At 53.4% G+C, this 20891-nt stretch carries 16 protein-coding genes and 4 tRNA genes; 4 read left to right on the top strand and 16 right to left on the bottom strand.

The genetic code is table 11. The annotated features are described in order from the left end of the window. Positions 1-165: 165 nt before the first annotated feature. The 3 genes from EnteroDNA1_RS15045 to EnteroDNA1_RS15035 all read left to right on the top strand — a co-directional run bounded on the left by EnteroDNA1_RS15045 (position 166) and on the right by EnteroDNA1_RS15035 (position 2513). Complete coding sequence (locus tag EnteroDNA1_RS15045) at positions 166-1707, top strand: sensor domain-containing diguanylate cyclase (RefSeq protein ID WP_069303505.1); 1542 nt, start codon at positions 166-168, stop codon at positions 1705-1707. Positions 1708-1887: 180 nt separating this feature from the next. Next, positions 1888-2196: a PTS sugar transporter subunit IIB gene (locus EnteroDNA1_RS15040; RefSeq protein WP_023334100.1), complete on the top strand. Its 309-nt coding sequence runs from the start codon at positions 1888-1890 to the stop codon at positions 2194-2196. Continuing rightward, on the top strand, positions 2196-2513 hold the full coding sequence (locus EnteroDNA1_RS15035) for a PTS lactose/cellobiose transporter subunit IIA (RefSeq protein WP_033146992.1): 318 nt from the start codon (positions 2196-2198) through the stop codon (positions 2511-2513). Before EnteroDNA1_RS15040 ends, EnteroDNA1_RS15035 begins: the two co-directional genes overlap by 1 nt. Positions 2514-2605: 92 nt before the next feature. Here the strand turns inward: EnteroDNA1_RS15035 and rpoC are convergent, their stop codons facing one another. From rpoC to EnteroDNA1_RS14965, 13 genes are all read right to left on the bottom strand, one after another. After that, positions 2606-6829 carry a DNA-directed RNA polymerase subunit beta' gene (gene rpoC / locus EnteroDNA1_RS15030; RefSeq protein ID WP_023309968.1) on the bottom strand — a complete coding sequence of 1408 codons (4224 nt, stop codon included), beginning with the start codon at positions 6827-6829 and terminating at the stop codon, positions 2606-2608. Between the two features lie 76 nt (positions 6830-6905). Next, complete coding sequence (gene rpoB / locus EnteroDNA1_RS15025) at positions 6906-10934, bottom strand: DNA-directed RNA polymerase subunit beta (RefSeq protein WP_023334099.1); 4029 nt, start codon at positions 10932-10934, stop codon at positions 6906-6908. A 319-nt stretch (positions 10935-11253) separates the two neighbouring features. Next, positions 11254-11619 carry a 50S ribosomal protein L7/L12 gene (rplL, locus tag EnteroDNA1_RS15020; RefSeq protein ID WP_006176746.1) on the bottom strand — a complete coding sequence of 122 codons (366 nt, stop codon included), beginning with the start codon at positions 11617-11619 and terminating at the stop codon, positions 11254-11256. 66 nt (positions 11620-11685) lie between these two features. After that, the gene (gene rplJ / locus EnteroDNA1_RS15015) at positions 11686-12183 is read right to left on the bottom strand and encodes a 50S ribosomal protein L10 (RefSeq protein ID WP_001207203.1); all 498 of its coding nucleotides are present in this window, start codon (positions 12181-12183) and stop codon (positions 11686-11688) included. 291 nt (positions 12184-12474) lie between these two features. After that, positions 12475-13179 (bottom strand): 50S ribosomal protein L1, encoded by a 705-nt coding sequence (rplA, locus tag EnteroDNA1_RS15010; RefSeq protein WP_006810530.1) that lies wholly within the window; start codon positions 13177-13179, stop codon positions 12475-12477. Between the two features lie 3 nt (positions 13180-13182). Continuing rightward, entirely contained in the window at positions 13183-13611 is a 429-nt protein-coding gene (rplK, locus tag EnteroDNA1_RS15005) for a 50S ribosomal protein L11 (protein ID WP_008503452.1), read from the bottom strand. 155 nt (positions 13612-13766) lie between these two features. Next, positions 13767-14312 (bottom strand): transcription termination/antitermination protein NusG, encoded by a 546-nt coding sequence (gene nusG, locus EnteroDNA1_RS15000; protein WP_002438628.1) that lies wholly within the window; start codon positions 14310-14312, stop codon positions 13767-13769. A 1-nt stretch (position 14313) separates the two neighbouring features. Further along, positions 14314-14697: a preprotein translocase subunit SecE gene (gene secE / locus EnteroDNA1_RS14995; protein ID WP_014068449.1), complete on the bottom strand. Its 384-nt coding sequence runs from the start codon at positions 14695-14697 to the stop codon at positions 14314-14316. Between the two features lie 228 nt (positions 14698-14925). Next, positions 14926-16110 carry an elongation factor Tu gene (gene tuf, locus EnteroDNA1_RS14985; RefSeq protein ID WP_023309456.1) on the bottom strand — a complete coding sequence of 395 codons (1185 nt, stop codon included), beginning with the start codon at positions 16108-16110 and terminating at the stop codon, positions 14926-14928. Between the two features lie 118 nt (positions 16111-16228). Then, a tRNA-Thr gene (locus EnteroDNA1_RS14980) sits at positions 16229-16304 on the bottom strand. Positions 16305-16310: 6 nt separating this feature from the next. Beyond that, positions 16311-16385: transfer RNA gene (locus EnteroDNA1_RS14975), tRNA-Gly, on the bottom strand. A 117-nt stretch (positions 16386-16502) separates the two neighbouring features. After that, a tRNA-Tyr gene (locus EnteroDNA1_RS14970) sits at positions 16503-16587 on the bottom strand. 8 nt (positions 16588-16595) lie between these two features. Next, a tRNA-Thr gene (locus EnteroDNA1_RS14965) sits at positions 16596-16671 on the bottom strand. A gap of 317 nt (positions 16672-16988) precedes the next feature. Between EnteroDNA1_RS14965 and coaA the strand changes: the two genes are divergently transcribed. Beyond that, a complete protein-coding gene (coaA, locus tag EnteroDNA1_RS14960; protein ID WP_032668002.1) occupies positions 16989-17939 on the top strand; it encodes a type I pantothenate kinase in 951 nt (316 codons plus the stop codon). A 43-nt stretch (positions 17940-17982) separates the two neighbouring features. On the opposite strand, the gene dppF is transcribed toward coaA, so the two are convergent. Genes dppF through dppC form a run of 3 tightly spaced genes read right to left on the bottom strand, consistent with a single transcriptional unit; the run spans position 17983 to position 20889 of the window. Further along, complete coding sequence (gene dppF / locus EnteroDNA1_RS14955; protein WP_023309965.1) at positions 17983-18996, bottom strand: dipeptide ABC transporter ATP-binding subunit DppF; 1014 nt, start codon at positions 18994-18996, stop codon at positions 17983-17985. Then, the gene (dppD, locus tag EnteroDNA1_RS14950; RefSeq protein ID WP_008502772.1) at positions 18993-19976 is read right to left on the bottom strand and encodes a dipeptide ABC transporter ATP-binding protein; all 984 of its coding nucleotides are present in this window, start codon (positions 19974-19976) and stop codon (positions 18993-18995) included. The genes dppF and dppD overlap by 4 nt, the downstream gene beginning before the upstream one ends. 10 nt (positions 19977-19986) lie before the next feature. Further along, positions 19987-20889: a dipeptide ABC transporter permease DppC gene (gene dppC / locus EnteroDNA1_RS14945; RefSeq protein ID WP_058841892.1), complete on the bottom strand. Its 903-nt coding sequence runs from the start codon at positions 20887-20889 to the stop codon at positions 19987-19989. Between the last annotated feature and the right edge of the window lie 2 nt (positions 20890-20891).

Raw genomic sequence — 20891 nt, 5'->3', positions numbered from 1 at the left:
CGGCCGCCAGCAGGTTGAATAAGTATTTTCTTAATGGTTCTTAAGATAAATCATCCCGCCAGAAATCGTGTGTCGTATAATTCACCGCTAACCGCAGGACAGCGACTATGCTGAGAGGATATCGGCAGACGAAAAGTAATCACCATCAGGAACGATGTACAGCTCATGGCACTTCACAGCAAAAAGCTCTCTTTTACCCGGCCAATCATGCTCAGCTTCGCGGGGATCCTCTGCAGTTTTGCGGTGATCGCGATCGCGGTGACGCTTTCGCAACGAAAGGATTTTCTTGAGGATTATCATAAGATCAACAGCAATTTCACGCACAACCTGGCGGTGAACTATACCGAATCTATCCTGCGTGAAAACGACTATATCCTGGGCCGTTCCGCGATTTACTTTGCCCGCGACGACAGGCTAAACGAGACGCTCAACGTCAACCCGACGCAGGGGCTTCAGATGATGATGCATTTGCAAAACCTGATGCCGACCGTGTCCTCCATCTCGCTGGCGGACACGCAGGGGCATTATCTCCGCGCGCCGGAAGTGCTCCCCACGGAGAAGAGTAAAACCTTCGATCCCCGGACGCGGCCGTGGTTTATCGCTCAGGCCGAAGCCAGTATCTTCAGCCACTATACTCGCCCGTACATGGACTATTTCACCGGCCATCCGACGGTCACACTTTATAAGCCATTGATTTCTCCCGAAGGCAGACTGAAGGGAACGATCGCGTTTCATCTCGATTTGACGTCAATGGGCTTCACCCTGCGTCAGATGGTGGCGCCCGTCCAGGGAGAATTCTTCGTCGTTGAACGCGACGGCGCCGTTGTGCTTCACCCGGATACAGGCGCGCTCTTCAAACACTACGTGAGCGAAGCGCTGATGGACAAAATGACCAGCGGCGAAGGCCACCTTTACGATAAGAAAAGCAACGCCTGGTACTACTACTACTCGTTTACCAATCCGGACTGGTTTGTCATCTACCGGGTCTCTGGCGAGACGCTCACCGATATCACCCGCCACGAAACGACGATTGTTGGCTGGGGGTTTGCGCTGGCGGCAATCATCATCATCCTCTTCGGCTTATACCTCCGTCACGCCTCGCGTACCGTGCTGATGCACATTATCAATGCCATCAAAACCGGCGACGTCAGCGAAGCGCCGCGCCTGGAAGCGATGCTGAGCCACACTATCCAGTCCAATAAAGAGCGTGAGATGGCCTATGTGCGCCAGGCCACTCACGATGCGCTGACGGGCTGTAAAAACCGCCGCGCGTTCGATAGCGATATCGCGGAGCTGCTGAATGCCCAGCAGCCTTTCGCGCTGGCGCTGGTGGACATCGATAACTTCAAGTCGATTAACGACACGCTGGGCCACCTGACCGGTGATATCGTTCTGCGCAACGTGGCCCGCGAAGGGATCCAGATTATGCAGCCACATCACGTCTCGATTTACCGCTATGGTGGAGAAGAGTTCGCGGTAATCTTCCAGGCTGAGCAGATGACGTCTGCGCTCTCATTGCTGGAAGCCTGGCGTACCGCAGTTGAAAAACGCGTCTGGCGAGAAGAAAACCTGCGGGTTACGTTCAGCGGCGGTCTTGGGGAGTGGCATTTTGAACCGCTGGAGCAATTTGTCGGAAGCGTTGATAGCGCCCTCTACAGCGCCAAACAGCAGGGCAAAAACCGCATCAATCGAACGTCCATCAGCTAATCCTCCCACTTTCACCCTGCCCGTTTCCACGGGCCGGGTACCCGACAATGTAAAATTGTAACCGGTTTCAGAAAATCGCCGGTTTCTTTGTGATGCCTGACACACAATCGCGGTAAACCGGTTGTTGAAGCGCTCTGCACGGGATAATTATCAATAAACACATGTAGATCGAGGCTGATTATGAAGAACATCGTTTTATGCTGTGCAGCGGGAATGTCAACCAGCATGCTGGTTCAACGTATGAAAGACGCCGCGCAGAAAAAAGGGGTTGAAGTCACCATTAAAGCCGTTCCGGTTGCGGAGTTTAAAGACAACATCGCGACGGCCGACATCGTATTGCTGGGGCCACAGGTTAAATACGAGCAGGCCAAGCTACAGGCGCAGGCCGAGCCGCTGGGTAAAAAGGTCGCGGTGATCGACATGATGGATTACGGCATGATGAAAGGCGATGCCGTCCTGGAAAAAGCGCTCAAACTTCTGGAGTCATAATGGAAGACTTAGAAACCACGATTATGGAACTGCTGGTCAACGCAGGCGCGGCGCGCAGTGCGGCCCTGACGGCGCTACAGATGGCGCGTAAAGGTGAGTTTGACGAAGCAGAAAAAGCGATGGAAGAGTCGCGCGAATATGTGAAGCATGCGCACACGATCCAGACGCAGCTTATCGGTTTTGACGAAGGGACCGGGAAGCTTCCGGTTAACCTGATCACCGTCCACTCTCAGGATCACCTGATGAACGCGATGGTCATTCAGGATCTGGCGGGCGATATGATTGAGCTTTATCGTCGGATCCCGTTGGTGAACTGATAAAAAAGCCCGGCAGCGCTACGCTTACCGGGCCTACAAAAACACCATAAAAAAACCCGCCAAAGCGGGTTTTTTATTTATGGCCTCAACGATTACTCGTTGTCGGAACCGCCCAGACCTGCGTTCAGCAGTTCTGCCAGGCTCGCGGATGCATCTTCAGCAGTTACCTGCGGTGCAGCTGGCAGTTCGCCCGCAGCACGACGACGCATACGATCCTGGTGGTACGCATAACCGGTACCCGCCGGGATCAGACGACCCACGATGACGTTCTCTTTCAGACCGCGCAGTTCATCACGTTTACCTGCAACAGCGGCTTCGGTCAGGACACGAGTCGTTTCCTGGAACGATGCTGCAGAGATGAAGGACTCGGTTGCCAGAGACGCTTTGGTGATACCCAGCAGATCGCGCGAGAAGGTCGCACCGATTTTGCCGTTCGCTTCCAGTTCGCGGTTAGCGATCTTGACGCGTGAGTATTCAACCTGCTCGCCTTCCAGGAACTCGGAGCTGCCTGCGTTTTCGATGGTTGCTTTACGCAGCATCTGACGAACGATAACTTCGATGTGCTTATCGTTAATCTTAACGCCCTGCAGACGGTAAACGTCCTGTACTTCGTTGGTGATGTAACGCGTTACCGCGTGGACGCCACGAAGACGCAGAATGTCGTGCGGAGCTTCTGGACCATCGGAAACCACGTCACCACGTTCTACACGTTCACCTTCGAACACGTTGAGCTGACGCCACTTAGGAATCATCTCTTCGTACGGTTCGCTGCCATCTACTGGAGTGATAACCAGACGGCGTTTCCCTTTGGTCTCTTTACCGAAGGAGATGATACCGCTGATTTCAGCCAGGATTGCAGGCTCTTTCGGACGACGTGCTTCGAACAGGTCCGCAACGCGTGGCAGACCACCGGTGATGTCCTTGGTACCGCTGGATTCCTGTGGAATACGCGCCAGAGCATCACCCGCACCGATCTGAATGCCATCTTCCAGCTGAACGATCGCTTTACCCGGCAGGAAGTACTGCGCAGGCATGTCGGTACCAGGGATCAGAACGTCGTTACCCTGAGCATCAACGATTTTCAGTGCAGGACGCAGATCTTTACCACCGGTAGTACGTTCAGCAGAATCCAGTACCACCAGAGAAGACAGACCGGTCAGCTCGTCGGTCTGACGAGTAATGGTCTGGCCGTCGATCATGTCAGTGAAGCGGATGAAACCACTTACTTCGGTGATAACCGGCATGGTGTGTGGATCCCAGTTTGCAACGGTTTCACCGCCGGCAACCTGCTCGCCATCACCTTTCGCCATAACCGCACCGTAAGGCACTTTATAGCTCTCTTTGGTACGACCGAATTCGTCGATCAGCTTCAGCTCGGTGTTACGAGAGGTCACAACCAGCTTGCCAGCGGAGTTAACAACAGACTTCGCGTTGCTGAGCTTGATGCTACCTTTGTTTTTCACCTGGATGCTGGATTCAGCAGCCGCACGAGATGCCGCACCACCGATGTGGAACGTACGCATCGTCAGCTGTGTACCCGGCTCACCGATGGACTGTGCCGCGATAACGCCGATTGCTTCACCTTTGTTGATGATGTGGCCACGCGCCAGGTCACGACCGTAGCAGTGCGCACATACACCAAAGTCGGTGTCACAGGATACAACGGAACGTACTTTCACGGAGTCAACAGAGTTCGCTTCCAGCAGGTCACACCAGTGCTCGTGCAGCAGCGTGTTGCGTGGAACCAGAATGTCTGCAGTACCCGGCTTCAGAATGTCTTCCGCGGTTACACGACCCAGAACGCGATCGCGCAGTGGCTCTTTAACATCACCACCCTCGATAACCGGGGTCATGGTGATACCTTCGAGGGTGCCACAATCGTCTTCGGTCACAACCAGATCCTGAGCAACGTCAACCAGACGACGCGTCAGATAACCGGAGTTCGCTGTTTTCAGTGCGGTATCCGCCAGACCCTTACGAGCACCGTGGGTGGAGATGAAGTACTGGAGTACGTTCAGACCTTCACGGAAGTTCGCGGTGATTGGCGTTTCGATGATGGAGCCATCTGGCTTCGCCATCAGACCACGCATACCTGCCAGCTGACGAATCTGTGCTGCGGAACCACGCGCACCGGAGTCGGCCATCATGTAGATGCTGTTGAAGGAAACCTGCTGCTCTTCTACGCCGTCACGGTTAATCACGGTTTCGGTCTGCAGGTTATCCATCATCGCTTTGGATACACGATCGTTCGCCGCTGCCCAGATATCGATAACTTTGTTATAGCGTTCGCCCGCGGTAACCAGACCAGACTGGAACTGCTCCTGGATCTCAGCAACTTCGGCTTCCGCTTCAGAGATGATCTCGTGTTTCTTCTCTGGGATGACCATGTCATCGATACCAACAGATGCACCTGAACGCGCTGCATAAGCAAAGCCGGTATACATTGTCTGGTCAGCGAAGATAACGGTCGGCTTCAGACCCAGAATGCGGTAACAGGTGTTCAGCATTTTGGAGATCGCTTTCTTGCCCAGCGCCTGGTTGACGATGGAGAAAGGCAGACCTTTCGGTACGATCATCCACAGAATGGCACGGCCAACGGTCGTGTCTTTCAGGCTGGTTTTCGCAACGAATTCGCCGTTTTCATCTTTTTCATATTCGGTGATACGCACTTTAACGCGCGCATGCAGAGAGGCCAGGCCAGCGCGATAAATACGCTCAGCTTCTTTCGGGCCAGTCAGCACCATGCCTTCGCCTTTGGCGTTAACACAGTCACGGGTCATGTAGTACAGACCCAATACAACGTCCTGAGAAGGAACGATGATAGGTTCACCGTTCGCTGGGGACAGGATGTTGTTGGTAGACATCATCAGCGCACGCGCTTCGAGCTGGGCTTCCAGCGTCAGCGGTACGTGAACAGCCATCTGGTCACCATCGAAGTCGGCGTTATATGCCGCACAAACCAGCGGGTGCAGCTGGATAGCTTTACCTTCGATCAGGACTGGCTCAAATGCCTGGATACCCAAACGGTGCAGAGTTGGTGCACGGTTCAGCAGTACCGGGTGTTCGCGGATAACTTCGTCCAGGATATCCCAAACGACAGCTTCTTCACGCTCAACCATTTTCTTAGCGGCTTTGATGGTGGTGGCCAGGCCACGCAGTTCCAGCTTGCCGTAGATGAACGGTTTGAACAGCTCCAGTGCCATTTTCTTCGGCAGACCGCACTGATGCAGACGCAGGTATGGACCTACGGTGATTACAGAACGACCGGAGTAGTCAACACGCTTACCGAGCAGGTTCTGACGGAAACGACCCTGTTTACCTTTGATCATGTCGGCCAAAGATTTCAGAGGACGTTTGTTAGAACCGGTGATCGCACGACCGCGACGGCCGTTATCCAGCAGGGCGTCAACCGCTTCCTGCAGCATACGTTTTTCGTTGCGTACGATGATGTCCGGCGCAGCCAGATCCAGCAGACGTTTCAGACGGTTGTTACGGTTGATAACGCGACGATACAGATCGTTCAGATCGGACGTTGCGAAACGACCACCATCCAGCGGAACCAGTGGACGCAGATCTGGCGGCAGAACCGGCAGAACGGTCAGGATCATCCACTCTGGTTTGTTACCAGACTGAACGAACGCTTCCAGCAGTTTGATACGCTTGGTCAGCTTTTTACGTTTGGTTTCGGAGTTGGTTTCGTTCAGCTCTTCACGCAGCTGCTCGCACTCTTGCTCCAGATCCATGCTCTTCAGCAGGGCCTGAATAGCTTCCGCACCCATCTTCGCATCGAATTCGTCACCGAACTCTTCCAGCGCGTCCAGATACTGCTCTTCAGTCAGGATCTGATGACGTTCCAGGTTCGTCATCCCGCCTTCGATAACCACATAAGATTCGAAGTACAGAACGCGTTCGATATCGCGCAGCGGCATATCCAGCAGCAGACCGATACGGGACGGCAGAGATTTCAGGAACCAGATGTGAGCGGTCGGAGACGCCAGCTCGATGTGGCCCATGCGCTCACGACGCACTTTGGTCTGGGTCACTTCAACGCCGCACTTCTCACAGATCACACCACGGTGTTTCAGGCGCTTGTACTTACCGCACAGGCACTCATAATCTTTTACTGGCCCGAAAATACGCGCACAGAAAAGGCCGTCACGCTCAGGTTTGAACGTACGGTAGTTGATGGTTTCCGGCTTTTTAACTTCACCGAATGACCATGAACGGATCATGTCTGGCGAAGCCAGAGCAATTTTGATCGCATCAAACTCTTCGGTTTTAGTCTGCGCTTTCAGAAACTTTAATAAATCTTTCACGGATTTGCTCCCGTCGGAGTTAGCACAATCTGGTGCCGGGGATTAACCCGGCACCAGTGACCTGTTTGAGCGAGAATTACTCGTCTTCCAGTTCGATGTTGATACCCAGCGAACGAATCTCTTTCAACAGTACGTTGAAGGATTCTGGCATGCCCGGCTCCATCTGATGGTTGCCGTCCACGATGTTTTTATACATCTTGGTACGACCGTTCACGTCATCAGACTTAACGGTGAGCATTTCCTGCAGGGTGTATGCCGCGCCGTATGCTTCCAGCGCCCACACTTCCATCTCCCCGAAGCGCTGACCACCGAACTGCGCCTTACCACCCAGCGGCTGCTGAGTAACCAGGCTGTAAGAACCGGTAGAACGAGCGTGCATCTTGTCGTCGACCAGGTGGTTCAGTTTCAGCATGTACATGTAACCTACGGTTACCGGACGCTCGAACTGTTCACCGGTACGGCCGTCAAACAGCGTAATCTGACCAGACGTTGGCAGACCACCCAGTTGCAGCAGCTCTTTAATTTCAGCTTCTTTCGCACCATCGAAGACCGGCGTTGCGATTGGCATACCTTTTTTCAGGTTCTCAGCCAGACGCAGCACTTCTTCATCGCTGAAGGTATTCAGGTCGACTTTCTGACGCACGTCGGTACCCAGATCGTAGGCACGCTGGATGAATTCGCGCAGTTTCGCGACTTCTTCCTGCTGCTTCAGCATGGCGTTAATCTTGTCGCCAATACCTTTCGCAGCCATACCCAGGTGAGTTTCCAGGATCTGACCGATGTTCATACGAGACGGTACGCCCAGCGGGTTCAGTACGATATCTACCGGCGTACCGTTAGCATCGTGCGGCATATCTTCGATCGGGTTGATCTTAGAGATAACACCCTTGTTACCGTGACGACCTGCCATCTTATCACCAGGCTGGATCTGACGTTTAACGGCCAGATACACCTTAACAATCTTCAGCACGCCTGGTGCCAGATCGTCGCCCTGAGTGATTTTGCGGCGTTTCGCTTCGAGTTTTTTCTCGAACTCGTGTTTCAGTTCGTCATACTGCTCAGCCAGCTGTTCCAGCTGATTTTGTTTCTCTTCGTCGGTCAGGCCCAGTTCCAGCCAGCGATCGCGTGGCAGTTTGTCGAGCTTCTCAGCTTCAACGCCACCGGCAACCAGCACCGCATAGATACGGCTGAACAGACCCGCTTCGAGGATCTGCAGTTCTTCAGACAGGTCTTTCTTAGCCTGTTTGAGCTGCATCTCTTCGATTTCCAGCGCACGCTTATCTTTCTCAACGCCGTCACGGGTGAAGACCTGAACGTCGATAACCGTACCGGAAACACCGTTTGGTACGCGCAGAGAAGAGTCTTTAACGTCAGACGCTTTCTCACCGAAGATTGCACGCAGCAGTTTCTCTTCTGGCGTCAGCTGGGTTTCACCTTTAGGCGTAACCTTACCAACCAGAATGTCGCCGCCGGTCACTTCCGCACCGATGTAAACGATACCGGACTCATCCAGTTTGGAGAGCGCAGCTTCACCCACGTTAGGGATGTCAGCGGTGATCTCTTCTGGCCCCAGCTTGGTGTCACGAGACACGCATGCCAGTTCCTGAATGTGGATGGTGGTGAAACGATCTTCCTGAACCACACGCTCGGAGACGAGGATGGAGTCTTCGAAGTTGTAACCGTTCCACGGCATGAACGCTACGCGCATGTTCTGACCGAGCGCCAGTTCACCGAGGTCGGTGGACGGACCGTCTGCCAGCACGTCGCCGCGCTCAACTGGCTCACCCAGAGATACGCAAGGCATCTGGTTGATACAGGTGTTCTGGTTAGAGCGGGTGTATTTGGTCAGGTTATAAATGTCGATACCAGCTTCGCCCGGATACATCTCGTCTTCGTTAACTTTGATAACGATACGGGATGCATCGACGTACTGAACAGTACCGCCACGTTTAGCAACTGCAGTAACACCGGAGTCAACGGCAACAGCACGTTCCATACCGGTACCAACCAGCGGCTTATCAGCGCGCAGAGTTGGAACGGCCTGACGTTGCATGTTCGCACCCATCAATGCACGGTTGGCGTCATCGTGTTCCAGGAACGGGATCAGGGACGCACCGACGGATACCACCTGCTGGGTGGATACGTCCATGTAGTCAACCTGGTCGCGACTGAACAAGCTGGATTCGCCTTTGCTACGGCAGGTAACCAGATCTTCTACAAAGTGGCCTTCGTCATCCAGGTTGGAGTTCGCCTGAGCGATAACGTAGTTGCCTTCTTCGATAGCAGACAGGTAGTGAATTTCGTCGGTTACAACACCGTCAGTCACTTTACGGTACGGGGTCTCGAGGAAACCGTATTCGTTAGTCTGTGCGTACACGGACAGGGAGTTGATCAGACCGATGTTTGGACCTTCAGGCGTTTCGATTGGACATACGCGACCGTAGTGCGTCGGGTGTACGTCTCGAACTTCAAAGCCTGCGCGTTCACGGGTCAGACCGCCTGGGCCGAGTGCAGAGATACGACGTTTGTGCGTAATCTCAGACAGCGGGTTGTTCTGGTCCATGAACTGAGACAGCTGGCTGGAACCGAAGAACTCTTTCACTGCTGCAGAAATCGGCTTGGCGTTGATCATATCCTGAGGCATCAGGGTATCCAGATCGCCCAGAGACAGACGCTCTTTCACCGCACGCTCTACACGTACCAGGCCAACGCGGAATTGGTTTTCCGCCATTTCGCCTACGGAACGGATACGACGGTTGCCGAGGTGGTCGATATCGTCCACTTCGCCTTTACCGTTACGGATATCGATGAGCTTCTTCATCACTTCGATGATGTCGTCTTTGCTCAGGATACCGGAACCTTCGATTTCGTCGCGCAGCAGAGAACGGTTGAACTTCATACGACCAACCGCGGACAGATCGTAGCGGTCTTCGGAGAAGAACAGGTTCTCGAACAGGCTTTCCGCCGCTTCGCGAGTTGGTGGCTCACCAGGACGCATCATGCGGTAGATTTCTACCAGCGCGCTCAGACGATCGGTGGTTGGGTCGACGCGAATAGTTTCAGAAATATACGCGCCGTGGTCCAGATCGTTGGTGAACAGCGTTTCGATACGTTTGTGACCAGACTGGCTCAGCTTAGCCAGCAGATCCAGGCTCAGCTCCATGTTCGCTGGGCAGATCAGCTCACCCGTTGACTCATCAACGTAATCTTTCGCGGCTACTTTTCCTGCAATGTACTCAACCGGAACTTCGATGAGTTTGATATCATCTTTTTCCAGCTGGCGGATGTGGCGCGCGGTGATACGGCGACCTTTTTCCACATACACTTTGCCGTCGGCTTCGATGTCGAACGACGCGGTCTCGCCACGCAGACGTTCCGGCACCAGCTCCATCTGCAGCTTGTTGTCGCGGATTTCAAAGATCACTTTCTCAAAGAACAGGTCCAGGATCTGTTCAGTGGTGTATTGCAGCGCACGCAGAATGATGGTTGCAGGCAGCTTACGACGACGGTCGATACGGACAAACAGGTTGTCTTTCGGATCGAACTCGAAGTCCAGCCATGAACCACGGTAAGGAATGATGCGTGCGTTATACAGTACTTTACCGGAAGAGTGTGTTTTACCTTTATCGCTGTCGAAGAAGACGCCCGGGCTACGGTGCAGCTGGGAAACGATAACACGCTCAGTACCGTTGATAACGAAAGTACCGTTGTCTGTCATGAGTGGAATTTCACCCATGTAGACTTCTTGTTCTTTAATGTCTTTTACGGTGCCTTCCGGCGCTTCGCGCTCGTAGATCACCAGACGCAGTTTTACGCGCAGCGGTGCGGAATAGGTCACGCCACGGATCTGACATTCCTGAACGTCAAACACCGGTTCGCCAAGGCGGTAGCTGACGTACTGCAGCTCGGAGTTACCGCTGTAGCTCTGAATCGGGAACACGGAGCGGAAGGCTGCTTCCAGACCGTACTGCCCTTCAGGATCTTGCTCGATAAACTTCTGGAACGAGTCAAGCTGGATAGAAAGGAGATATGGAATGTCCAGAACTTGTGGACGTTTACCAAAATCCTTACGAATACGTTTTTTCTCGGTATAGGAGTAAACCATAGGGTTCCTCAGCTCGCTGACAAGTCGACCCATCTGTCCGACGAAGGGACAGTTTGTGCAACACCATTTTGTGGACCGGAAAATTGAATACTTTCCGCAATACCTGTTGCTATCACGCTTAAATCATTTCGTCGCGATTTACACAGAGCGAGCACCCTGTCGCAATATATTAAGTCGTCGATAGAAACATGCATTGTCAGGACAATCAGCAGTCAAACAGTGTGAAATGCTACTGATGCCTTACAGCGCAAAAAGGCTGGTGACTAAAAAGTCACCAGCCATCAGCCTAATTACTCAGGCTGCAACCAGAAAAGTTGGCTTATTTAACTTCAACTTCAGCGCCAGCTTCTTCCAGAGATTTTTTCAGTGCTTCTGCGTCGTCTTTGCTCACGCCTTCTTTCAGCGCAGCTGGAGCAGATTCTACCAGGTCTTTAGCTTCTTTCAGACCCAGGCCAGTTGCGCCACGTACTGCTTTGATAACAGCAACTTTGTTAGCGCCAGCAGCTTTCAGAATTACGTCGAATTCAGTTTTTTCTTCAGCAGCTTCAGCCGGGCCCGCAGCTACAGCTACAGCAGCAGCAGCAGAAACACCGAATTTTTCTTCCATTGCAGAAATCAGTTCTACAACGTCCATTACGGACATAGCTGCAACTGCTTCAATGATTTGATCTTTAGTGATAGACATTTAAATTGTTCCTGAAAATCAGAATAAGTTTATACGTAAGCAAATGCTTTATAAAGATAACTGCGATTAAGCAGCTTCTTTCGCATCGCGAACAGCAGCCAGAGTGCGAACCAGTTTGCCAGCCGAAGCTTCTTTCATGGTTGCCATCAGGCGTGCAATTGCTTCTTCGTAGGTCGGCAGGGTTGCCAGGCGATCGATTTGCGATGCCGGGATCAACTCACCTTCAAAGGCTGCAGCTTTGACCTCAAATTTTGCATTCGCTTTCGCGAACTCTTTGAACAGACGAGCAGCAGCGCCCGGGTGTTCCATAGAGTATGCAATCAGGGTCGGACCAACAAACGTGTCTTTCAGGCACTCGAACTGAGTACCTTCAACTACGCGACGCAGCAGGGTGTTACGAACAACACGCATGTATACGCCAGCTTCACGACCTGCTTTACGCAGTTCAGTCATTTTGTCTACAGTAACGCCACGGGAATCCGCAACTACTGCAGACAGCGCGCCTTTGGCTACTTCGCTGACTTCAGCAACAATCGCTTGTTTGTCTTGAAGATTTAAAGCCATTAGCTTTGCTCCTGGATGTTTGCCGGAACTCATGTTCCGGAACTCACTTCACTCTCCCAAACGGAAAGAGCGTCTTAATACGGTGAGCAGAAACAAGCCAGAGTATCCAAAAATAATCTTAGCGTTCTGTCACCGTCTACGCAGGGGATTAAGTCTCTTGCGAAACACCTGCGGTCTTCGACGGAGGCCTGGATTAGGCCAGGCTCCAACGAACAAATCTTTTAGCCGCTAACTTTCGTTAGCAAACGTGGGGGTAAGATTGTAGACAAAATCACCGCCCACGTAAAGGCATTAGTTTGCAGCAGCGCTCAGGCCAGCCTGGTCAACTGCAACACCTGCACCCATGGTGGTGGAGATGCTAACTTTCTTGATGTACACGCCTTTCGCCTGAGTTGGTTTTGCTTTTTTCAGCGCAACCAGCAGAGCTTCCAGGTTTTCTTTCAGTTTGTCAGCGTCAAAGTCCACTTTACCGATGGTGGTGTGGATGATGCCGTTTTTGTCGTTACGATAACGAACCTGACCTGCTTTAGCGTTCTTAACCGCTTCAGCAACGTTAGGAGTTACAGTACCGACTTTCGGGTTAGGCATCAGGCCGCGTGGACCCAGAACCTGGCCCAGCTGGCCAACAACGCGCATTGCATCTGGAGAAGCAATAACAACGTCAAAGTTCATTTCGCCTTTCTTGATCTGATCAGCCAGATCTTCCATACCTACCAGTTCAGCGCCGGCAGCTTTAGCAGCTTCAGCGTTTGCACCCTGAGCAAATACAGCTACGCGAACGGAACGGCCAGTACCGTGTGGCAGTACAGTTGCGCCACGAACGTTCTGATCGGATTTACGCGCGTCGATACCGAGGTTAACGGCAACGTCAACGCTTTCAACGAACTTAGCAGTTGCCAGTTCTTTCAGCAGAGCGATAGCTTCGTTGATGTCGTACTGTTTGGTCGCATCAACTTTGTCACGGATCACGGACATGCGCTTGGTCAGTTTAGCCATTTCTTAGTCCTCCACTACCAGGCCCATGGAACGTGCAGTACCTTCGATTGAGCGAGTCATCGCTTCAATGTCGGCACCAGTCATGTCGGCAGCTTTGGTCTGCGCGATTTCCTGCAGCTGAGCGCGGGAAATTTTACCCACTTTGTCTTTGTTCGGTTTACCGGAACCAGACTTGATACCAGCCGCTTTCTTCAGCAGAACAGCTGCTGGAGGGGTTTTGGTAACGAAAGTGAAAGAACGGTCAGCGTAAACAGTGATTACGACTGGGATTGGCAGACCTTTTTCCAGGGATTCGGTTTTGGCGTTGAACGCTTTACAGAATTCCATGATGTTCACACCCTGCTGACCCAGAGCTGGACCAACTGGTGGACTTGGGTTCGCCATACCAGCTGCAACCTGCAGCTTGACGTAGGCTTGTACTTTCTTAGCCATTCTAAAATCCTCTGATTGGGTGATAGCGCCTCAGGGAGGCTCCCCGTGAATAAAATTCGTTTTACGGGCCGGGCCCATAAAAACAAAAGGCGCGAAATTGTATTCCAATCTCGCGCCCTGTGCAACGATTAAATCGCCGCTTTTTTGATCGCTGCTTAGGCTTTTTCGACCTGCGCAAAGTCCAGTTCTACCGGGGTCGCACGACCGAAGATAGAAACAGAAACTTTCAGGCGGGACTTCTCGTAGTCCACTTCTTCAACCACACCGTTAAAGTCAGCAAACGGACCGTCGCTAACACGAACCATTTCACCCGGTTCAAACAGCGTTTTCGGACGCGGCTTATCACCCACCTGCTGCAGGCGGTTCATAATCGCATCAACTTCTTTGTCGCTGATTGGCGCCGGACGGTCAGACGTGCCGCCGATAAAGCCCATCACGCGCGGTACGCTGCGCACCAGGTGCCAGCTCGCGTCGTTCATCACCATCTGAACCAGCACGTAACCCGGGAAGAATTTACGCTCGCTTTTGCGACGTTGGCCGCCACGGATCTCAACCACTTCTTCGGTCGGAACCATAACTTCGCCAAATAACTCTTCCATGTTGTGTAATTTGATATGCTCACGCAGCGACGTTGCTACGCGGCCTTCAAAACCGGAAAACGCCTGAACGACGTACCAACGCTTTTTAGGGGCTTCAGACATCTTAGAACCTCAGGCCAGTAATAAAGGAAACCAGGCGAACCAGAATACCATCCAGTCCCCACAGGATCAGTGACATTACCGCAGTCACTGCAGCCACGATCAGCGTGGTGTGCAATGTTTCCTGGCGAGTCGGCCAAATGACCTTGCGGACTTCGGTACGTGCTTCGCGAGCGAAAGCAACGGTTGCTTTACCCTTAGTCGTCAACAGCGCGACACCGCCCGCTGCAGCAATCAGAATCACCACTGCCAGCGCGCGGAGCGGCAGCATCATGTCACGATAAAGATAGTTGCCAACGATTGCCACAATCAGCAGCACGGCAACAGCGACCCACTTCATCGCTTCCAGGCCGCGCCCGCTCCCTTGAGCTTCGGTATTCGCACTCATAAACCAACCTGTCAGAAGAATTCTACAAATAATTTCACCCCGCGATTGCGAGGCGAGCCAAATCGAAACGCTAATCCCTTTATGGATTATACGCTCTCTGCAGAGCCTGTCTCAGCAATGATTATGACAAAAATAATCACTGATGAGCCAGGTTCTGATGTGAAAGCGTGCAAAAAGGGCATCAAATGATGCCCTTTTCATGCGCATTGCGTCAAATGTTATCAGCGATTAGCCGAGAACTTTAGCAACCACGCCCGCGCCAACGGTACGGCCACCTTCACGGATTGCGAAACGCAGACCGTCGTCCATCGCGATTGGGTGGATCAGAGTCACAACCATCTTGATGTTGTCGCCTGGCATTACCATCTCAACGCCTTCTGGCAGTTCGATGGTACCGGTCACGTCAGTTGTACGGAAGTAGAACTGTGGACGGTAGCCTTTGAAGAACGGAGTATGACGGCCGCCTTCGTCTTTGGACAGGATGTACACTTCAGATTCGAACTTGGTGTGTGGCTTGATTGAGCCTGGCTTCGCCAGAACCTGACCACGTTCGATTTCTTCACGTTTGATACCACGCAGCAGAACACCAACGTTCTCACCAGCACGGCCTTCGTCCAGCAGTTTGCGGAACATTTCAACGCCAGTACAGGTAGACTTCGCAGTCTCTTTGATACCAACGATTTCAACTTCTTCGCCAACTTTGATGATACCGCGCTCTACACGACCGGTAACAACGGTACCACGACCGGAGATGGAGAATACGTCTTCGATTGGCAGCAGGAATGGCTTGTCAATCGCACGCTCTGGTTCTGGGATGTAAGAATCCAGGAAGCCAGCCAGTTCGATGATTTTCGCTTCCCACTCTGCGTCGCCTTCCAGCGCTTTCAGAGCAGAACCACGAACGATTGGGGTATCGTCGCCCGGGAAATCGTACTGAGACAGCAGTTCACGAACTTCCATCTCTACCAGTTCCAGCAGCTCTTCGTCATCAACCATGTCGCATTTGTTCAGGAACACGATGATGAAAGGAACGCCTACCTGACGACCCAGCAGGATGTGCTCACGAGTCTGAGGCATTGGGCCATCAGTCGCAGCAACAACCAGGATCGCGCCGTCCATCTGCGCAGCACCGGTGATCATGTTTTTAACATAGTCGGCGTGGCCTGGGCAGTCTACGTGTGCGTAGTGGCGAGTCGGGGTGTCGTACTCAACGTGAGAGGTGTTGATGGTGATACCACGAGCTTTTTCTTCTGGTGCGTTATCGATCTGGTCGAATGCACGAGCAGAACCACCGTAGGTTTTTGCCAGAACGGTAGTGATTGCAGCGGTCAGCGTTGTTTTACCATGGTCAACGTGGCCGATAGTACCGACGTTAACGTGCGGTTTTGTACGTTCAAACTTTTCTTTAGACATCGATTGTCCCTCTAAGACACGGATAAATCGGTGATATCACCACATCAACCAGGCGAAATGCCTGAATTGTTGAATACAGTAAAATTGAAACAGAGAGAAACGGGAAGGAGAAGTGAAGTGGTGCTGATACCCAGAGTCGAACTGGGGACCTCACCCTTACCAAGGGTGCGCTCTACCAACTGAGCCATATCAGCACGTATTGGAGCGGGCAGCGGGAATCGAACCCGCATCATCAGCTTGGAAGGCTGAGGTAATAGCCATTATACGATGCCCGCATCCTGAAACTCGGCTACCCAGTTCTTTCTGTAACAAAAAAAGAGATTTCTCTCTTTTTCAGTTTGAGCTGGCTAATTTTTCCAACCAGCTCCGGCGGCATTTACGCTGCCAGAAAGTGGTGGTGGGGGAAGGATTCGAACCTTCGAAGTCTGTGACGGCAGATTTACAGTCTGCTCCCTTTGGCCGCTCGGGAACCCCACCGGACTTGATGGTGCCGACTACCGGAATCGAACTGGTGACCTACTGATTACAAGTCAGTTGCTCTACCTACTGAGCTAAGTCGGCATCAAGTAGCGCGCATTCTATGGATACCTGCGCGGTCATGCAACTAAAAATTTGCATAAAACGTTCTTTCGCTCACATTTTATGCGAACAGCGTATCGGACGCTGTAAAAGTAGTCATTTGAGGTCAAATATTCAACATATCATCGTGATTTGCACCGTATTCACCGTAGCGTGACGGCTTCCGCGTAACGCAGCGCTTTCCATCTTTTTTCTTATTATTCCCGTCATCTGGTGTTAACCTCCTGCCCATTGTCCAAAATTAACTGTGTGATGAGCCACGATCCGGCAGTGTGATGCTGGCTCACTGAAGCATGCTTATGAGCAAAAAAGAGCAAACGTTAATGACGCCTTATCTTCACTTTAACCGCAGCCAGTGGGCTGCCCTGCGTGATTCCGTCCCTATGACGCTGACGGAAGGTGAAATCGCACGGTTAAAAGGGATAAACGAAGATCTGTCCCTGGAAGAGGTGGCAGAAATTTATCTCCCCCTCTCTCGCTTGCTTAACTTCTATATCAGCTCGAACCTGCGTCGTCAGGCCGTGCTGGAGCAGTTTCTCGGGACGAACGGTCAACGCATTCCTTATATCATTAGTATCGCAGGCAGCGTGGCCGTGGGTAAAAGTACCACCGCGCGCGTCCTGCAGGCGCTGTTGAGCCGCTGGCCGGAACACCGCAGCGTGGAGCTGATCACGACAGACGGCTTCCTGCACCCGAACGAGGTGTTAAAAGAACGTGGGCTGATGAAGAAGAAAGGTTTCCCGCTTTCTTATGATATGCACCGTCTGGTGAAATTTGTCTCTGACCTGAAATCCGGCGTGCCGCACGTGACTGCGCCAGTCTATTCGCACCTGATCTACGATCGCATCCCGGGTGGGGATAAAACCGTGGTCCAGCCGGACATCCTGATTCTGGAAGGTCTGAACGTGCTGCAAAGCGGGATGGACTATCCTCACGACCCGCATCACGTATTCGTCTCGGATTTCGTCGATTTCTCTATTTATGTCGATGCGCCGGAAGACCTGCTGCAAAACTGGTACATCAACCGCTTCCTGAAGTTCCGCGAGGGGGCGTTCACTGACCCGGATTCCTATTTCCACCACTATGCTCAGCTTTCTGAAGAGGAAGCGATCGGCGTGGCGACGGGGCTGTGGAATGAGATCAACTACGTGAACCTCAAAGAGAACATCCTGCCGACGCGCGAGCGTGCAAGCCTGATCCTCACCAAGAGCGAGAAGCACGCCGTCGACCAGATTCGCCTGCGGAAATAATCAAGCAGACATAAAAAAACCGGCTTAGCGCCGGTTTTTTTCGTTATGCCTGTGGCTTCTCGCCATTTTCATCCTGATCGACCGCGAAGCAGGCAACCAGCTGGCCGCCATAATCCTTCAGCTGCGGCTGGAGCTGGGTACATGGGCCAAAGCGGCGACTGCAGCGGGCGTTGAATGCGCATCCCGGAGGCGGATTCAGCGGGCTTGGCAGTTCCCCCGTCAGCTTAATACGCTCACGACGATCGTCCGGGTTCAGACGCGGCGTCGCAGACAGCAGCGCCTGGGTATACGGGTGACGAGGGTTATTAAAGATCTGGTCTTTAGTCCCCTTCTCCACGCAGCGCCCCAGGTACATCACCATCACTTCATCGGCAATATGCTCCACCACCGACAGGTCGTGGGAGATGAACACGTAAGAGAGCCCCAGCTCCTGCTGGAGATCCATCATCAGGTTCAGCACCTGCGCACGCACGGATACGTCGAGCGCGGAGACCGGCTCATCGGCAATCACCACGTCCGGGTCGAGCATCAGCCCGCGGGCGATAGCGATACGCTGACGCTGGCCGCCGGAGAACATGTGCGGATAGCGATCGTAATGCTCGGTTTTGAGGCCGACCTTCGCCATCATCGCCAGCGCTTTTTCACGGCGCTGCTCTTTGCTCAGATTACTGTTGATCAGCAGCGGCTCTTCCAGAATCTGCCCCACTTTTTTACGCGGGTTCAAAGAACCGTACGGGTTCTGGAACACAATCTGGATTTTCTGGCGGCGCAGCTTCTGCGCCTGCGGATCGTGCTTGAGCAGATCCTGCCCCTGATAATAGAGCTCCCCGCCGGTCGGCACTTCAATCATCGTCAGCAGACGGCCCAGCGTGGATTTGCCGCAGCCTGACTCCCCCACCACCGCCAGCGTTTTACCGCGTTCGAGGTTAAAGGAGACGCCGTCCAGCGCTTTCACCAGGCGTTCAGGGGCAAACAGCCCCTTCTTCACCGGGTAGTATTTTTTCAGATCGATGGCCTGCAACAACGGTTGTTGCGTGGTGGCCTGTTGCGTACTCATAGTGTTGGCCTCCCGGCATCATCGAGTGGGTAGTGGCATTTCGACTGACGGCCGTCAGCAAGCTGGTTCAGCTCAGGCTCTTCTGCCCGGCATTTGTCCGTTGCATACGGGCAACGCGGATTGAGCAGACAGCCCTGCGGACGGTCATATTTACCTGGTACCACACCCGGCAGCGATGCCAGACGCGCTTTGTCCTGAGCAAACTCCGGCAGCGCGCGTAAAAGCGCCTGGGTATACGGGTGACGCGGCGCGCGGAAAATATCGTGTGAATTTCCGGTCTCGACCACCTGGCCGGCATACATCACGATGATTTTGTGCGCAGCTTCGGCCACCAGCGCCAAATCGTGCGTAATCAGCACCAGCGCCATATTCTCTTTCTGCTGCAGCTCCAGCAGCAGTTCGATGATTTGCGCCTGAATGGTCACATCCAGCGCCGTCGTAGGTTCATCCGCAATCAGCAGTTTTGGTCGACAGGCAATCGCCATCGCGATCATCACGCGCTGGCTCATCCCACCGGAGAGCTGGTGCGGGTAAACGTCCAGGCGGGACGCCGGGTCAGGAATACCCACCTGGTTCAGCAGGTCGATCGCGCGCTGACGACGGGTTTTCTTATTCCCGCCCTGATGCACCTTAATCGCTTCCATAATCTGGAAACCAACGGTGTAGCAAGGGTTCAGGCTGGTCATGGGATCCTGGAAAATCATCGCCACTTCGGCGCCCACCAGCTGGCGGCGCTGTTTTTCAGAAATACGCTTCAGATCCTGACCGTTGAACTGCAGGTTTTCCGCCATCACGCGGCCCGGGTAATCAATCAGCCCCATGATCGCCAGTGAGCTCACTGACTTACCGGAACCGGACTCCCCGACAATGCCAACCACTTCGCCCTGATTTACGCTGTAGCTGATGCGGTCCACGGCGCGAAACGGGGTGCCTTCGTCGCCGAAGTGCACCGATAATTTATCTACATTTAATAACGCCATCTCGTGCCTCTTACTGCTTCAGTTTGGGATCAAGCGCATCACGCAGGCCATCACCCATCAGGTTAAATGCCAGCACCGTCAGCAGGATTGCCAGACCCGGGAAGGTGACAACCCACCAGGCGCTTTGTGCGAACTGCAACACGTCGGAGAGCATGGTGCCCCACTCCGGTGTTGGCGGCTGCGCACCCATGCCCAGGAAGCCAAGAGCGGCCATATCAAGAATGGCGTTAGAGAAACCGAGCGACGCCTGAACAATCAGCGGCGCCAGGCAGTTAGGGAAGATATTCACGAACATCTGGCGCATCGCACCGGCACCCGCCACGCGAGAGGCGGTGACGTAATCGCGGTTCACTTCCACCAGCACCGCCGCACGGGTTAAACGCACGTAGTGAGGGAGCGCCACGAAGGTCAATGCCAGCGCGGCATTGCCTATCGACGGGCCGAAGATTGCCACCAGCACCAGCGCCAGCAGCAGGCTTGGCAGCGCCAGCATGATGTCGACGATACGCATGATGATGTTGTCAACGATGCCGCCGAAGTAACCGGCAACCAGGCCGAGTACAACGCCCATGATCAGCGACAGCACAACAACGAGACAGCCGACCAGCAGCGACAGGCGCGCGCCGTACATCAGACGCGACAGCACGTCGCGGCCCACGTCATCGGTACCCAGCAGGTGCGTCAGGCTACCGCCATCCTGCCACGCAGGCGGCGCGAGCAGCGCATCGCGGAACTGGTCCGCCGGGTTATACGGTGCGAGGAAGTTCGCAAACACCGCAATCAGGATCATGATTACGACATACACCAGCCCTACCACCGCGCCTTTATTGCGCCTGAAGTAGTGCCAGAATTCCTGCAGCGGCGTCATAGGAACCGGTGCAGCGACCACTTTATTTTGAGTGACTTGTGACATGA

It is taken from the genome of Enterobacter sp. HK169, from assembly GCF_001719105.1.
Taxonomy (GTDB): domain Bacteria; phylum Pseudomonadota; class Gammaproteobacteria; order Enterobacterales; family Enterobacteriaceae; genus Enterobacter; species Enterobacter asburiae_B.
The sequence above is the reverse complement of the archived record's forward strand: the minus strand, read 5'-3'. Positions and strand labels throughout refer to the sequence as shown.

Excerpts from the sequence above, each read along its gene's own strand:
- dppC (WP_058841892.1), bottom strand. The coding sequence starts at position 20,889 with ATGTCACAAGTCACTCAAAATAAAGTGGTCGCTGCACCGGTTCCTATG.
- tuf (WP_023309456.1), bottom strand. The coding sequence starts at position 16,110 with ATGTCTAAAGAAAAGTTTGAACGTACAAAACCGCACGTTAACGTCGGT.
- dppD (WP_008502772.1), bottom strand. The coding sequence starts at position 19,976 with ATGGCGTTATTAAATGTAGATAAATTATCGGTGCACTTCGGCGACGAA.
- secE (WP_014068449.1), bottom strand. The coding sequence starts at position 14,697 with ATGAGTGCGAATACCGAAGCTCAAGGGAGCGGGCGCGGCCTGGAAGCG.
- rplK (WP_008503452.1), bottom strand. The coding sequence starts at position 13,611 with ATGGCTAAGAAAGTACAAGCCTACGTCAAGCTGCAGGTTGCAGCTGGT.
- EnteroDNA1_RS15035 (WP_033146992.1), top strand. The coding sequence starts at position 2,196 with ATGGAAGACTTAGAAACCACGATTATGGAACTGCTGGTCAACGCAGGC.
- EnteroDNA1_RS15045 (WP_069303505.1), top strand. The coding sequence starts at position 166 with ATGGCACTTCACAGCAAAAAGCTCTCTTTTACCCGGCCAATCATGCTC.
- coaA (WP_032668002.1), top strand. The coding sequence starts at position 16,989 with ATGAGCAAAAAAGAGCAAACGTTAATGACGCCTTATCTTCACTTTAAC.
- rplJ (WP_001207203.1), bottom strand. The coding sequence starts at position 12,183 with ATGGCTTTAAATCTTCAAGACAAACAAGCGATTGTTGCTGAAGTCAGC.
- nusG (WP_002438628.1), bottom strand. The coding sequence starts at position 14,312 with ATGTCTGAAGCCCCTAAAAAGCGTTGGTACGTCGTTCAGGCGTTTTCC.
- EnteroDNA1_RS15040 (WP_023334100.1), top strand. The coding sequence starts at position 1,888 with ATGAAGAACATCGTTTTATGCTGTGCAGCGGGAATGTCAACCAGCATG.
- rpoB (WP_023334099.1), bottom strand. The coding sequence starts at position 10,934 with ATGGTTTACTCCTATACCGAGAAAAAACGTATTCGTAAGGATTTTGGT.
- rplA (WP_006810530.1), bottom strand. The coding sequence starts at position 13,179 with ATGGCTAAACTGACCAAGCGCATGTCCGTGATCCGTGACAAAGTTGAT.
- dppF (WP_023309965.1), bottom strand. The coding sequence starts at position 18,996 with ATGAGTACGCAACAGGCCACCACGCAACAACCGTTGTTGCAGGCCATC.
- rplL (WP_006176746.1), bottom strand. The coding sequence starts at position 11,619 with ATGTCTATCACTAAAGATCAAATCATTGAAGCAGTTGCAGCTATGTCC.